This is a genomic window from Bradyrhizobium sp. AUGA SZCCT0169, from assembly GCF_018130085.1.
Taxonomy (GTDB): domain Bacteria; phylum Pseudomonadota; class Alphaproteobacteria; order Rhizobiales; family Xanthobacteraceae; genus Bradyrhizobium.
This window is the reverse complement of the sequence record NZ_JAFCMC010000047.1, coordinates 1-14,649: the sequence shown is the minus strand read 5'-3', so window position 1 is coordinate 14,649 and position 14,649 is coordinate 1. Positions and strand designations below refer to the sequence as shown.

Genomic DNA, 14,649 nt, shown 5'->3' with positions numbered 1-14,649 from the left:
TGTTGTCCCTACGAAAGCTCATCCCTCTGGTTGCGCATTCTGCTCTCCTCCTTTGTCCGCCCTATCGCAGCCTTGAGGTCATCCAATTCGAGGAACGTATCCGCCTGCCGGCGCAATTCGTCAGAGACCATCGCAGGTTTCGTTCGCATGCTTGATACGACTGTGACGCGAGGGCCGAGGCGCTGGATTGCTTCCACAAGGCGTCGAAAATCGCCGTCTCCGGAAAACAACAATATGTGGTCAACGTACTTCGCAATCTCGACCGCATCGACTGCGAGTTCGATTCCAATATTGCGCTTGTATTTCCGCCGGCCCTGACCATCATCGAACTCTTTGACCGAGTTCGTACGCACTGTGAAACCGTTATAGTCGAGCCAATCGATGAGGGGCCGGGTCGTTTGAAACTCTTCAGCGATGATCGTGTAGTAATAAGCACGCACAAGCACGCCGCGCGTCCTGAACTCGGCGAGAAGCCTCTTAAAATCAATGTTGAAGTCCAAGGCTTTCGCCGTGTAGTGGAGGTTGAGGCCGTCGATAAAGAGCGCCAATTTTTCGGAAGGAATCATCACCCCAAGCTCCCTTCATTACCCATAGGACTGCGGTGCATTATGGTGCAACTAAGATTGCCAGGCGGGGTTACGAGCCTTGTCCACCGCTACCGCGTCGCGGCGTTGACGTCCGCTTTGGTTCGCGTCGATTTGACCGCGTCCCGCTCACTTCCGGTCTAACTCCACAAGAAGACGCAATCGGGGCCGTGAGCGTGCTCTCAAAAATGGGAACGCCCCTACTTCTTACCCAGAACCTGCTCCACGGCTTGCATAACAGGCTTTTTGGAATTCTGTTCTTGCTGGCAGAAGCGGTCTAGCTTGACCGATTTCTCTTGGAGGGCGTTGGGAAACAATAACGGGATTGCTTGCTTACCTCTGTCACCCAACGAAGATACTCAACGAAGTTCGAATAGTACGCCAAGGACATCGAAAATCGCAGCGTCGCATGTGGTTCTTGAGTGCGCCTTCAAAGATAAACGACGTGGATTGCGTCTGGATCAGTCGCCTGAGCTGGAATTTCATATCCTGGTCGACATAACCCTCATAAATGAGGCCTGGTTCATTCAAGCCATCAAATGGTCCGGGACTTTTCACCACTTGCGCGGTCTTATCCGGAAGCGCCAATAACTGCTCGATCAATTCAGCAACCGTATTGCACCCTCCCGGGGGTAACCCTGGCCTTCACTTCTCCGCCAAACCGGCGGCAACCAGCGATTCTGGCCCCCGCCAGCCCGGACGTCTGTTTTAAAACCCCAACGAGGCCGCGAGCAAGCCTCAATCAACCGAACGGCTGCCTTCGGCGGGGTTTGCCAAGACAGGGCTGACATGAACCTCTTGACGTTCTTTAGACTTTGCATTCGGTTTATTTATGTCGAGCAGGGCTTTGTGCCTTCCGAAGCCGGACGCCAGCACCTCCGCCGTTTTCTTCGATGAACTCGACGCCGACCTTTTTTAGCACGCTTGCGATTGCGGCCGCGGCTTCCTCAGACACCTTGATTCCCCGGTCAGCTTCAGCTCGCTTGATTGTAGGAACTGATAGACCTGCAGCCTTTGCGATCTCGCTCTGCGACCATCCGACAAGAGCTCGCGCTGCACGAAGTTGAGATGGGCTAAACAAAACTCTTGATCCTTTTAGATCATCATGTATGATCTTTTTGTATCAGAAAAATCAGATTCGGAGTAGCCAAATGACCAAAGGCACCGTTTTGGTGAACGGCGGAGCTATACCAAAAATTGATGCATTGCGTGACCGACGCCACTTTATCGGCGGGTCCGACGCCCGGATCATCATGGGCAAAGATGAGAAAGCCCTCGTTCGCCTATGGAAAGAAAAGCGAGGTGAGACCTCCCCGGTCGATCTTTCCAGGGAATTGATCGTCCAGCTCGGACTCGTAACCGAAGACCTTAATCGACGTTGGTACGAGATCAATTCGGGCTACAGGATCGCCCAAGTCCAACGCCACGTCGTTCACCGGACGATCCCATGGATGGCCGCCACCCTAGACGGTGTCATCAAAGAAATGGGCGCCGTCTTCGAAGCCAAGTTCATGCTGCCTTGGTCGTTTTCAGAAGAGGCCGCAGCGGAAAAGCACATGGCTCAGCTCCAGCACAACATGCTGGTCGCCAACACCAAGACCTCCGTATTGTCTATCATCACCGGAGGCGGCAACTGGGTCGAACTCGCCATCGAGGCCGATCCGATCTACCAGACGGTTCTGATCGCAGCAGAGAAGGCCTTCTGGCGGGCCGCCAAGACCGGCGAAACTCCCGCGTTGTTCGATTGCGAGCCGCCGAAGCCACGGATCCAAGCGGTTCGGGTGGTCGATATGAATGCGTCCAATTCGTGGGCGGAATTTGCCGGACTGTTCCGGGACACGCAACAAGCCCACACCAACCACGAGCGAGCCAAGAGCGAACTGAAAGGTCTGATGCCGGAGGACGCCAAGGAGGCCATGGGCCACGGCATCCGAGCAAAACGGTCAAAATCAGGGGCGATTAGTTTCGACCGCGTCGAGATGGAGAGCGCTTTTGCATCGGTCCAGTGAAAATGTCGCGGCCATAGCTACCGCGTTAGCGAAGGCTCAGATTGACCTCTCGAACCCTGAAAGGGCGACGGTCGGAACGGTCTACAACAACCGATCCGACAGTCCCCAAACCTTTCGCTATGCTTCGCTAGCGAGCGGTCTGGACATCGTCAGAAAGGTCTTGGGCGGCCAACAGATCGCCATCGCGCAGACCACCGATATCGACCGGGCCAATGGCATGGTCAACCTGACAACCCTTTTGTTGCATACGTCAGGAGAGTGGATCTCCTCGGACTGGCCGGTCTGCCAGCTATCGGAGACATCTGCACCTCGCCGCATGGGAGCGGCATTGACCTACGCCCGGCGTTACGCCCTGTTTACGATGGTCGGTATTGCCGGAGAGGATGATCTCGACGCACCGCCCGATGTGGCCAACCCTGCTGACGATCAGAAGGTCCTCAATGCCGGCCGCCGGGCCAATCCTGACCCCGTGCCAGGCTCCGCTCAGGGCATCCAACGGCGAATGGTTGGCCTAGGTACAATGCCGCCACGGGAAATGTTTTCGGCCGCTGAGTCAGGATTGGCCGCGACGCAGCTGATCCAAGAAATCGAGGTACTTTCGGAAGCGGACCTGCGAACCCGGGCGATAGCCATTCTTAAGACCAAAAATTGCCTCTCAACGGAAGATGCCCGACGCGTCGAGGACGCCTTTTCAGCCAAGAGCGCCCTGCCAGACGCACTGCCCGCCCCCATCACGGCGGTTGAACCTGCAATCGCTCCTCTAGATCGGTCGGCACCCCTGTGTCCCTCTGCCAACCCTGAGGCCGAGAAGGTGCGGCGACCCAGGGGCCGGCCGCGAAAGGTCAAACCTGCAACCGAGCAAACTGCTTCTGCTTTCGTGCAGAAGGCACAAGAAGGCATCGTCGTTAGCGATGTACCCGGGGACTACCTCCGCCAAGGAAACAAAAAGCGGAGCCTTGGCCATCCCCAAACTGCGATACCTCCGGGACAAAGCACACTTAAGATTTGTGGCATCTCGCCCCTGCCTAATCTGCGAACGCAGCCCCGCGGACGCCCCACCATGTGAGGTTCGCACAACCACAGGCGTTGGGTCGAACGAGGCCGCCAAATGAGGCGGCCTCTTAGTCCCGGTTTGCGTACGGCATTTACCGATGTGCATGCTCATCGTCTGCCTCGGCGCCGGCGGGTGTATGGCGTCCATCAAATCTTACCCACAGCAGCCAGGTACGCATCGACGATTATGTCGTAAGTACTCTCCAATCCTAAGGGGGACCGCTAACCATTCCGCTTAAGGAAGGTGCCAGCGCCAACCATCCGGTACTGGCCGAAATAGGCCACTCGTAGATTCAATACGCCACTCGAAGCGAAGTAAGTATAGTATAGTTCCTTACCTCTTGCTCGGCATCATCTTGCAGTAGAGCTCAAGCCATCACCTCTCGCGATCGTTGGTCGGTTGCCCCTCGAACCGCCACGCGAGATTGCCCCTGTCGTCAAATGGAGGGGTCGCATCCAACAGATTAAACTCGATGGTCTCTTCGACAGTGAGGCCAGGCAGCCGCTTCTGCGAGAGACGGTCGCTTAGAACAATAACGCTACCGTAAAATGTGCAGCGCGGGGAATGCGACACGGCAACGCTCCGCCACTAAGGGCGGAAACAGACCAGTACCTTCTCGTGACGGACTGCAATCAGCCCCGGTGAACAGGGATAGGACAAGCGGGATGCAGATCATATCTGCCGAACGGTATATTTGACATTTGGCTCGTCTTCTTCAAAACCGAACCTAGGCCGGCCGGCGCGTTAGCCAAACTTTAAGCGCGTCTGTAAGTTCCCAGCCCGCTTTACGGACGCTTTACGGATTGGGCCCACCGTTAACGATTAGTTTTCACAGGTGAGCCGATGCCAACCATCGCAACAGCCGATACCGAAGCACGCAGCACGCCGCGCCGCAAAGTCCTCGATAGCGGTTTGATGAGGTTCGGCGACTTTTCTGTCCCCTGCGTTATCCGCAATCTTTCGGAAACGGGCGCGGCGTTGGAGGCAGCTCCCCAGAGTTTTGTCCCCGATCAGTTCACTTTGATCGTTGTTCGAAAAAAGAAAATCTATTCCTGCACTGTCGTATGGCGGAAAGGGACGCGGTTTGGCGTGTCGTTCTGCTGAATGACCTCGATGATCGACGAGCGCAGAAAGTCGCTGCGGACTAACGAATGGCCTACATTTCGGCGTCGGGATCGAGCACGCGGTGTCGAATTACAAATATGTCCGATGACGGTGCGGCCCTGGATGTTCCCGATGCCTCATTTATCCCGAATTGCTTCCAATTGATGACAGAGCGAGATCGGATCGTTCGGACCTGCAGGATTGTTTGGATCAAACAGAACCGGATCGGCGTCGAGTTTGAGGTCAAAGAGCAGCTGCAATCACGCATCGAGAACGGCAGTTTCTACAGTATTTGCGTGACACTAATTGGCAGCGTGCGGCGACTTTGCCGAACAGCTCGAAACTAATATCGAAACTGCTTGGAAACGGCTGGGTCGAACGCAGGGGCGAAGGAAACAACGTCGCATACCGCATCACGTCAAAAGGCTTGGCTGCGAAAATGACGCCGGTCAAATTTAGATGAAGCCAGGCTGCCGATTTTCGCAGCGGCGACTTTCGGTTTCCTTGGCAGCTCGCGGATACGAAGATGCGCGAAGCCGCGCACCAATGGGCGAGCAAAAAATCGCTGGCCGGAACTAACTTGCGGCACTTATATGGCTCGGAGCGATCGACCGCGCCAACTCCCGAGGCACGATTAGTTCCCAACCCTCAGCCCGCTACCGGCGCGCGACCCTGCGCGCAGCGGCGTCCACCGAAGCGACCTTCAACCGCGAAAGGAGTGCCTGATTTGTCGCAGCATCGCCGTAGTACCGTCAGTGTACCTGCCGTTACAGAAATAATGATCTAGCTGCGATGCACCAAGCATAAGCAAGACTGCAATCACGAAGCCCTTGAACATAATGGGCCTCCTATGGAGACCTGCCAACCGGGCTGGTCAAAGCGTTCCAGAAGTTCGCTATCGCTCGTTGTGACCTATCTGCAATGGCGAAAGCTTGACAATGACCAGTAACTAATTTCTTAAGGGCAGCACAGTACGCGTTGGCATCGCAAAGCCCGGGCTGCCGTTTGGGCCGGCCACACGCTCCGCAGAGCTGGTCGAAATCGATCTAGCCACACGAAGAAGAGAGACCAGCGCCTCGTTAGCATTTTCAATGCCGAGCGCGACCAGTTCGCGATCCTCAATTGGCACCTCGATTTTGGTTTCCCATACTCAGCGGCCATCCTCCGACCAAATGATGGGCGTGAACCTTAGTCGCCGTCGGTCCATTTCTTCGCGAAGCTTATCCGCGTATGCGCGGACGCCCTCGCCTGCGAAGCGATAGCGGCTTCCTGCATCCAGGGGTCACTTGCTGACGGACGTTCTCGTAAACACAGGCGTTCGTCCTCCATTTGGGAATAATTCATATGTGGCCTCAAAATAAGCAGACCAAAAAGGGAAGCTTAGACACCAACCCGGCCATGAGCCCCCGCTCCGTTGCCTAGATAGCGTCCAAGCATCACTTGCGCCTGGCCACGGCCTCGTTCCGACGCGGCGCGAAACCAACTCTCCTGCGGCAATTGCGACCTGACCTCCAGGTGTGGCCGCCGCCGTACATCGCGCCCATCGCAAACATTCCGCCGCTATGCCCTTGGGCTGCGGGGCTGCTCACACAGCTTTTGCGCCGCGGCGACAGCGGTAGGCCCACCGCGCCCGTTGACCAGCATTCCGCCAAGGCGACTTGAGCGTCTGTGATCCCGCCTCTGCGGCGCGTGTAAACCATTGGCGCGCCGCCTCCAAGTCTGCCGTCACACCACGCCCTCCACTTAGAGGCGGCCTAACATGAATTGCGCCGCTAACATAACTCAAATTTGGTTGCAAGCCCCCCGCGGCGATGGCACGGTTAGCATTGATGAGACTTTCGACTGCCCCGCGCGGATCGATGCAAACACAAACATTTGAGCATTGAAGGGCTGACTGGCCAGAGGAGCTTAACGCGTTGCCCTCGGTTCCCTGACCAAGACGGACGCTAGGGTCATTATCATCTAGTGATAGTCTCGGCATGCGTGCCTACGGCTGTTAGCGGCGGACAGATCCGTTCCAACGGAAGACGACAGGCAACGAATGGAAGCTAACGCGCGATTTGCGTCCCAGAAAACATAGAAGGGATCGCCGCACAGGAAGGTGTGTTGTCAATGACCATGAAGTCGATTGGCCTTTGCATGATTGTCAAGAACGAGGCAAGCGTCATTGTCCGCTGTCTCGACAGTGTACGACCGATGATCGATTTTGTCTTAATAGAGGACACAGGCTCGACCGACGGAACGCAGGAAATCATCCGAAATTGGCTCACTGAAAAGGGCATTGCCGGTACCGTCGTCGAAGAACCCTGGCATGATTTTGCATACAATCGGTCCCATGCGCTGGCCTGCCTTCGAAAAACGGAGCATATCGACTACGCGTTCATCATCGATGCCGACGATACGCTCACCCTCGATCCCGGGTTCGACGTCGTCGCATTCAAGTCCACTATGGAAGCGGACTTCTATGATGTCCCGATCAATCACGGTCCAATCAGGCATTACCGACCGCAAATCTGCAGCAACAGGAAAGACTTTTATTTTCGCGGTGTCTTGCATGAATTTCTGGAAACCCCACCCGGACTTCATAGCCGTGAGACCGCCTCAGGGTTTGCCATCCACATCAACGGAGGCGGTGCGCGTAGCCAGGATCCGCAGAAATTCCGAAAAGACGCCGAGTTGTTAGAACGAGCATTGCAAAACGAGACGGACGCGTTTCTCCGCTCCCGCTACACATTTTATCTCGCTCAGAGCTATCGCGATTTCGGCGAGAAACAGAAAGCGCTCGACCTATACCTGTCTCGAGCCGAGATGGGCTTTTGGCAGGAAGAGATCTACGTAGCACTATTGGGCGCAGCACGTCTGAAAGAGGAACTCGAGTTTCCTGAGGACGATGTCATCGCTGCGTATCAGCAAGCCACTGAATCGCAGCCTGCAAGAACGGAAGCATTGCACGGTGCGAGCCGTTACTGTCGGTACAAAGGCAGAAACCAATTAGGCGCCGAAATCGCTCGTCGCGGGATAGACTTGCCGTTACCTCCTGGCGCTCTCTTCTGTGAAGGCTGGATCTATGAATGGGGCCTCCTCGACGAACATGCCATCAACGCCTATTGGGCTGGCGACTACCACAGCTGCATCGCCGATTGTCTGCGCATTCTCGAACACGCGAAAATAGATGAAGCCACGAGAAAGCGCGTCGTCGCTAACGCCCGTTTCGCGCTGGACAAGCTTCGGGAAGTCAAACCTTCGTCGTTTGTTGATGCGGGCAAGGCGCCATTCGCGACAACGTCTCCCCCAAAAGTCCTGATCGCAATTCTGGCAAAGAGTAAGGCCGGCCATTTGCCTTTGTTTCTCGAGTGCATCGAGGCGCTGGACTACCCGCCGGAGTATATCTCGCTGCACATCAGGACCAACAACAATAAAGATGCGACCGCAGACATCCTGCGCGAATGGGCGGCTCGGGTTGGCGCGCGCTACGCGCATGTCGAGTTCGATGAAAGCGACGTTGCGGAGCGCGTTCAAGACTTCGACGACCACGAATGGAACGCCACGCGCTTTTCGGTTTTAGGCCGAATCCGCCAGCACAGCATTAGCCAAGCCTTAGCGCTGCGATGCGACTTCTATTTCGTCGTCGACGTCGACAATTACCTGCGTCCCCTCACCTTACGGAATCTAGTCGACCTTAACCTGCCGATCGTAGCGCCGCTTCTTAGATGCGTCGATACCGACAGACCCAACTATTCCAACTATCACCAGATCGTCGATGCGAACGGGTATTTTCTAGACAGCGTCGAGTACCACAAGATTCTCGAGCGCGCCTCACCGGGTCTCCATGAGGTTGCGCTCGTCCACTGCACCTATCTCGTCCGTGCCGATACGATACCTCGCCTCACGTACGATGATGCGTCGTGCCGCTATGAATATGTGATTTTTTCCGCCAGCGCGCGAAAAGAGGCCATACCGCAGGTGCTCGACACCCGCGAAGTCTATGGATGGCTGACCTTCGGCTCCGATGGTGAAGCAATAAGGCCGCTGCTGGCGGCCGAACTTGCCGAACAATCGCAAAAGAGAACGCTCGCGAATAAAATTTATCCACCATCGAAGAATGCAGAGCGAATCATACGATTGAAGAAATATCCGCCTCTCGCGTCGATTTCGAATAATACGCCGTCGGACGACGCCTGATCGACACCTTCCATTCATTACGCAGCTTGTCGACAAGTTCGCGCTTGCGGCCAGGCCTCAGAGCTTTTTTGACAGAACGTCCAGCAACGCCTTGTCCAAAGACAGGTCCGCCACGATCCGCTTCAGCTTGCTGTTCTCGTCCTCAAGCTGGCGCAGCCGCTTCATCTCCGAGGGCATCAGCCCCGCATACTTCTTGCGCCAGTTATAAAACGTCGCCTCGCTGATCCCGGCCTTGCGACAGACTTCCGCAACTGCCGAGCCATCCTCAGCTTGCTTCAAAACGAATGCGATCTGAGCCTCTGAAAACTTTGATGCCATGATGAATCAAGCCTATCCGAAGCTAAAGGCATACGTGTGCATGCCTCCGCTAGCAATTTCTGAGAACCGGCATGAGACATCAAATACTCGTCTGGATCCGTAAGCGCTAGTGATCCGTTCGCTGAATAGCGCCCAGATCAGGGCGGCTCGGGCACTTGTCCGATGCGCGCGGAATCTCGCACAGGAGTCGTCAGAGGCGTTGCAACGATCCGCTGAGCCGAGTTGACTGAGGGCGAGACTTGCATGAAAGCGGCGAACGATCTCGCTGTTCGCCGGGCACTGGAAGCCGCCGGCGTCGAGTTCATCGACCAGAACGGCGGTGCCTCCGAGTGCCGCGAAAATAAGAATGATGGATCGCGCCGCTTCGGCTGGCCCGGCTAAATGTTGTCGGAAGCCGTAGATCAAACTTCGCTGGGCATGATAGGAAAATGAGAAAAGCGATATTCCGCTCGCCATCGTTGCCATTGAGCGGTTGCGCACGCTGGGCCGAGACGAGCGAACGTGCCGTCGGCGAAAAGGCGTATCCATCGGATAAGGCGAAAGCGGATGAGACAGGCTTAAAAAGCAGATGCACGCGCGAATTAGGGTTGGCTTTTAAGGATCGAATACCATGAACTTTTCGAGTCCTGTCAGCTCAAGCCAACCAATCTTTCCAGCTGACTGGGCAACTCCGCCGAGGCCTTCAAGTCCTTGCAGCTTGCCTTCCAGGCCTCGAAATACTGCTCCAACGAAAGCGCGCTGCGGCCTTCCCATCTGTTCAGCGCCCCGAGCGCTTCCACGCCAGCCGGGTTGCGCTCATACTCTGCGAGCATACTGAGAGACGCCGCCTGCGCGAAGGCGTTCAAACCGGGCTGTGCTTCCATAGCGGCACGATGTTGCTTAAACCAAATGCGGAGGTCTTTTGGATTACCCTGTTCGATTGCAAGCTTGCCGTAGCGCTCGATGATGTTCTGCCGGTAGGTGGCCACGGCTGCGCCAAACCCGCTATCGTCCTTGAATGGCGGATCCTTTGACCAACTATCCGCCAAAAGCGCCAGGCCGCGCAGCGAGAATGCCTCGACCAGGGCCTCTTCCAACCATTGGCTGGGCGGCGCCGGTTTTGCGTCCGGTCGCCAGGAGTTGGCTGTCACGTGGCCGAGCTCGTGGCCGAACTGATATGCAAGCCTAGACCAGTCCCGCTCGCCGATAGCGACAATGATCCAACCCGTGGTGGTTCCATCCGGATGCAGCCAGATGGCGGGACCGCCTGAAGTGCGCTCCTCAACCCGCAGGCGATCCGGCTGGTCGTCCGAGACAAGCCGCAAACCATCAAAGCAAGCCGAACGCATCCGCTGAACCACATGCATAGCAGCGTCGGGGATCATGTGCCCCCAATCACCAGCGAGCTCGATGGGGGCGACAAGGAGGGACGGGTGAGCCGACGACATTTGCTTAAATCCCCCCAGTTGTTACCGCTCGCTCGCATGCAACTTTTTAAGCCGTACAACCTATGATGCGATCTGTCGACAAGGAAAGGATCCAAGTCCTTCCTGAAACCAGCCTTTCGAAGCAATCGTTTTTTAACGTAGGGGTGTCCTGGCGTTAGACGGCGCATGCCGCGACACCACAGGCGGTTCGCCTAGACACGCACCCCGGGACTCTTCTGTCAGGGTTCATCGGTAGACATCGGATCGGTGCAAAGAAACCGAAATCCCCCAAGGAAAAAATCATAGTCCCCCGATTTGTTGGGAGCATCAAGAGGCGTCGGGAACAGTTCGTTCGACAGCTCGAACCTTCCAAGATCTCGACGAGCGAAGCTAAGTTCCAATACATCTGGCACAGGAATACCGTGGATCACACACAGAGGGCCCCAGTTGTTGCCATGAACGTGGACACAGGCATGCGTCGCCTCCATCCGGGCAAAAATCCGATGTGCGCGGTCGAGCCAGGCAGGCTCCTCCAGACGTCTAAGGTGATGAACCTCAATCACAATCTGACTGAATTGGCTTAGAGTATCACTGCCGAGGGTGTCCAAAATGTTCCACTCTGCTCCCTCGATATCCATTTTCAGAATTATGTCGCTGCGAGCCGCGTGCCCATTGGCGTGGATAGCCGAGGGAAGTGAGATCATTCCTGCCCCGTCAGCGGCGGCGAGCCCGGTCTTGTGAAAGCGAAAGTTGGGATGCCCAGCGGGCGGTCCATCGACAGTGTGATCGTACTGAAAAACTAGCAACCCTCGTTCTGCCATCGCCAGATCCCAGCTCACATCGCCCCCTATGCCGAGTGAATAAGCGATTTGACAGCCGTGCAATGCATCGAGCATGACATATCCGCCATCGGCGGCCACACCTGCACGAAATTTGGCCAGCCCCTGCACGGAATGCGGACGCAAACAGTGCAAGGCCCGGCGAATAGCCTGTGTCACGTCGCGCCTCCCATCACCATGGAGGGCAGTTTTGGCAGGCCAGTTCGAGTTGAGAGAGGCGAAAATCCTCTGTAATTTTCTACATGTCCATTCGCTGGTAGGGGATCTTGATCGAGCCAGCCCGTCACCATGTACGGCACTTCGTCCGTCGGCCGGTTGTACAAATACATCGGAAAAAGATGGTGGCCAAAATACATTGCCAACACGAGATCGTTATTTTTTCGGCAATGTTCATTAGCTGCAGTAAGAGCCAAATAGGCTGGGAAATCTTTCCCGATACAGTCCGGTGGGTAGAGAACCCCGCCACAACCCTCAAACATCGTAACCTCAGCTTCGCCGAACCAGAAATTCACCGTCCCATCTGGTTTAAGCTTGCCCCCGTAGCGCGGAATGCGGCGCTTGGACGGGTCATGCACCGCGCATAGAAGCTCAAGCTGGTTGGCAGGATAGGCGCAGTCATCGTCAACCGACCAGATATAAGTTTCTTGATCGGCCGTGTATCGCAGCAGAGTCGGCGCGATCTTCGTAATGGGCCCATAATCCTCCGTACGATAGATTATTACCCGTTCAAGTCCAGTGAGCCAGTCCGGAATCTCATGGGTTTGGCCAGTGCGCTGGCAGATATGAGGAATGTTCAACTCGATGGGTGCGACCGGAACGGTTTGAATTAGGACCGCCTCCATGACCGGACGAATGCAGCCGATCCTTGATGGAATGATCGTCATCGACGCGACGATTCTTGGGAAACTCGTCATGGTCCGCGCGCTCCGAACATTTAATTAGGTTCCATTCACCAAGCCCTCCAACTCTCGGGCCCGCAGCAGGTCCGCACGCCGCGGCTTCGGATCTTTCCGCGACGATGGTGGAGAAGCTGTGCCTCTTGCACACGGAAAGCAAGACCTCAAAGCAGGTGGAATGACATGGCATGCGCATGAGAGTGGTTGTTGGATTGCACGCTCGCTACATCTCCATGAATTGCGAATTTCGCCCCCGCTAAGTCATGCAGCTTCATTCTAGATTAGCTTGTGAGGCGATCGCTAACGCCGTCGTCTCGGTGGCCCACCAGGGGAGGACTACAGACATAACTCCGCATGGTGGGTAGACAATGTTCATAGCAGAATCGATCCCCTGATCTTCGATCACAATTGAGGTTCCAGGAAACGATAAACGCTTCTTGAGCGGCAAAAGCTCAGGCAAAAGGCGTTTCGCTCCGCGCGGACTGATTGAGTATGCGAATGAGCCAAAGGCGTGTTTCAGTTCACCGGTGATAAATCGAACGTCTGTTTAATGTATCGTTCCATGTAAAGAGCTCGGCTTGATTGTAAAATCGTAATTCAGAAGACGAAAATGCAAGGTCTACCCATAAAAAGAGTGGATCGTAAGTAATGCAACGGGACGGGGCGCGGAAGCGCGGTGACCAGGCCGCCCTTAAGCATCGGATCAAAGACATCTGCGAGACGCGGGTGCGATACGGCTATCGGCGCGTTCACGTCTTGCTGCAGCGTGACGGTTGGGCGGCCAATATCAAGCGCGTTTATCGTCTCTATCGCGAGTTAGGCCTGCAATTGCGTAACAAAACGCCTAAGCGGCGCTGAAGGCCAAGCTGCGTGAAGGTCGCGTGGACGCGCACCAAGTCAACGAGACATGGGCCATGGATTTTGTCCCCGATCAGCTCGCCACCGGCCGGAAGATCCGGGTACTTACTATCGTCGACACCTTTTCCCGCTTTTCACCAGCCGTTGACGCGCGATTCAGCTATCGAGGTGAGGACGTCGTGCAAACCCTGGACAGTGTCTGCAAGATCGTCGGCTATCCTCGCGGAGTATGAACGCAACCCCGCCGGCATCGAGGCGCTTGGGGCGCTGAACAGATGGGAAGTCCGCAGCGCACTACCGATGGGAAGTATTTCGAGGCCCGGAAAGCAAGCTGCAAGGACCTGATGGCCTCGGCGGAGTTGCCTAATCGTCTTCAGGGCTGCTTGGCGAGAGCTAGGGCACCGCGCAAGGACCGAGAATTTAAGCCGGCCATTTGAATTCCAGGTTTTAAAGTGGCCGATTTTGAGAGGGTGACTTGGCCCGGTAAGAAGATGGCCAGCCTGGGTGTGCGGCCGCGAGGACGCTGCTGACCACGCCCTATCTCGGTTGGACCCAGTTCAGCTTAATGCGCTTCGTCCCGGCGTGTGCGTCTCGCTTCTTATCGCCCGGCTTCAGGAATGGTGCGCCCGTTGATCCAAGCCAATTCGCGGCGACGGTTAAGCATATAGCTCAGGTATCGCCTGTCCCACCGACTACGCTGGTCGGGCCCGTTGTGACCTCTCAGGTCCGGATCGAAGCTGCTGTCGCCTTCTTTGATCGACGTCGGCCCGTCTTCGAGCGTTCATCAATCCTATCCGGAAACGGAAAGCGCGGCGCCGTGCGGCACCGCGCTAGTCTTTGCTGAAGAGCGCAACCAGTTCGGCCGCGCTCCTCTGAAGGTCATACGTGTCAACTAGCCGTTCGGCTTGAACACGCCTTCGACAGTCTTTGGCCCATGCGGATCGTCGAGAGACAGTCCGCCTTTGACCTTCGACACTGGGTCGGGCGTTTGACTGCCCGCGCCTGTGTGGCCAGTTGCTTTCGCGCCGCCCGCCGAGAAGTCATTCGGCTGCAGGTCCTGCACCCCACTAAGGGCAGCGAGAGTGGTCGTCACCGTTGGCCCTTGGGCAATGTTGCCCGGCGCGCCGCCGATGAAGGTCATCTGCCCAGAGGCTTTGGTGGAGACATCGGCCGCACTGATGACCACCTTCTTGTTTTGGCCTGGGTTGCTCGGGTCGGTGCCAGGGGCTCCGGTTTCGCCCCCATCCGGGCCGTTGCCAAGGCCATTGTTGCCGCGCTCCCGCGCACCTGTCGAACCAGGGGCACCTGTCAGGCCAGTCGCACCGGTGGCTCCAGTCAGACCGGTCGCACCCGTGGCTCCCGTCAGACCCGTGGCGCCGGTGGCTCCAGTCAGACCGGT

11 protein-coding genes and 3 pseudogenes are annotated in these 14,649 nt (G+C 56.4%); 7 read left to right on the top strand and 7 right to left on the bottom strand.

Annotated elements, in window-relative coordinates; all coding sequences use genetic code 11:
• Positions 1-8: 8 nt before the first annotated feature.
• Together JQ609_RS31690 and JQ609_RS31685 are read right to left on the bottom strand one after the other, a co-directional pair.
• Positions 9-566 carry an NYN domain-containing protein gene (locus JQ609_RS31690; protein WP_212276589.1) on the bottom strand — a complete coding sequence of 186 codons (558 nt, stop codon included), beginning with the start codon at positions 564-566 and terminating at the stop codon, positions 9-11.
• Positions 567-1,410: 844 nt separating this feature from the next.
• Positions 1,411-1,665, bottom strand: coding sequence for a helix-turn-helix transcriptional regulator (locus JQ609_RS31685; RefSeq protein WP_212276588.1), 255 nt, complete (start codon positions 1,663-1,665; stop codon positions 1,411-1,413).
• Positions 1,666-1,735: 70 nt separating this feature from the next.
• Here JQ609_RS31685 and JQ609_RS31680 point away from each other — a divergent pair, with 70 nt between their 5' ends.
• The 5 genes from JQ609_RS31680 to JQ609_RS31660 all read left to right on the top strand — a co-directional run bounded on the left by JQ609_RS31680 (position 1,736) and on the right by JQ609_RS31660 (position 8,933).
• Positions 1,736-2,593, top strand: a complete 858-nt coding sequence (locus tag JQ609_RS31680) for a YqaJ viral recombinase family protein (protein WP_212276587.1) — start codon at positions 1,736-1,738, stop codon at positions 2,591-2,593.
• Positions 2,577-3,659 carry an ERF family protein gene (locus JQ609_RS35375; protein ID WP_249128649.1) on the top strand — a complete coding sequence of 361 codons (1,083 nt, stop codon included), beginning with the start codon at positions 2,577-2,579 and terminating at the stop codon, positions 3,657-3,659. Before JQ609_RS31680 ends, JQ609_RS35375 begins: the two co-directional genes overlap by 17 nt.
• 831 nt (positions 3,660-4,490) lie before the next feature.
• The gene (locus JQ609_RS31670; RefSeq protein WP_212276586.1) at positions 4,491-4,751 is read left to right on the top strand and encodes a PilZ domain-containing protein; all 261 of its coding nucleotides are present in this window, start codon (positions 4,491-4,493) and stop codon (positions 4,749-4,751) included.
• A gap of 47 nt (positions 4,752-4,798) precedes the next feature.
• Positions 4,799-5,098 carry a PilZ domain-containing protein gene (locus JQ609_RS31665; protein ID WP_212276585.1) on the top strand — a complete coding sequence of 100 codons (300 nt, stop codon included), beginning with the start codon at positions 4,799-4,801 and terminating at the stop codon, positions 5,096-5,098.
• Positions 5,099-6,863: 1,765 nt separating this feature from the next.
• Complete coding sequence (locus tag JQ609_RS31660; RefSeq protein ID WP_212276584.1) at positions 6,864-8,933, top strand: glycosyltransferase; 2,070 nt, start codon at positions 6,864-6,866, stop codon at positions 8,931-8,933.
• On the opposite strand, the pseudogene JQ609_RS31655 reads toward JQ609_RS31660, so the two are convergent.
• Positions 8,926-9,254: pseudogene (locus tag JQ609_RS31655) on the bottom strand (transposase); the annotation flags it as partial. The gene JQ609_RS31660 and the pseudogene JQ609_RS31655 sit on opposite strands and share 8 nt — an antisense overlap.
• Positions 9,255-9,494: 240 nt before the next feature.
• Here JQ609_RS31655 and JQ609_RS35370 point away from each other — a divergent pair.
• Positions 9,495-9,632 (top strand): hypothetical protein, encoded by a 138-nt coding sequence (locus JQ609_RS35370; RefSeq protein ID WP_249128645.1) that lies wholly within the window; start codon positions 9,495-9,497, stop codon positions 9,630-9,632.
• A gap of 248 nt (positions 9,633-9,880) precedes the next feature.
• Here JQ609_RS35370 and JQ609_RS31645 read toward each other — a convergent pair whose 3' ends face one another.
• The 3 genes from JQ609_RS31645 to JQ609_RS31635 all read right to left on the bottom strand — a co-directional run bounded on the left by JQ609_RS31645 (position 9,881) and on the right by JQ609_RS31635 (position 12,410).
• Positions 9,881-10,678, bottom strand: coding sequence for a hypothetical protein (locus JQ609_RS31645; RefSeq protein ID WP_212276583.1), 798 nt, complete (start codon positions 10,676-10,678; stop codon positions 9,881-9,883).
• Between the two features lie 218 nt (positions 10,679-10,896).
• On the bottom strand, positions 10,897-11,655 hold the full coding sequence (locus JQ609_RS35845; RefSeq protein ID WP_212276582.1) for an FkbM family methyltransferase: 759 nt from the start codon (positions 11,653-11,655) through the stop codon (positions 10,897-10,899).
• Entirely contained in the window at positions 11,652-12,410 is a 759-nt protein-coding gene (locus tag JQ609_RS31635; protein WP_212276581.1) for a hypothetical protein, read from the bottom strand. Before JQ609_RS31635 ends, JQ609_RS35845 begins: the two co-directional genes overlap by 4 nt.
• Before the next feature lie 651 nt (positions 12,411-13,061).
• On the opposite strand from JQ609_RS31635, the pseudogene JQ609_RS35360 reads away from it, so the two are divergent.
• Positions 13,062-13,480: pseudogene (locus JQ609_RS35360) on the top strand (IS3 family transposase); the annotation flags it as partial.
• 662 nt (positions 13,481-14,142) lie between these two features.
• Here JQ609_RS35360 and JQ609_RS31620 read toward each other — a convergent pair.
• Positions 14,143-14,649 (bottom strand): annotated as a pseudogene (locus tag JQ609_RS31620) (hypothetical protein); the annotation flags it as partial.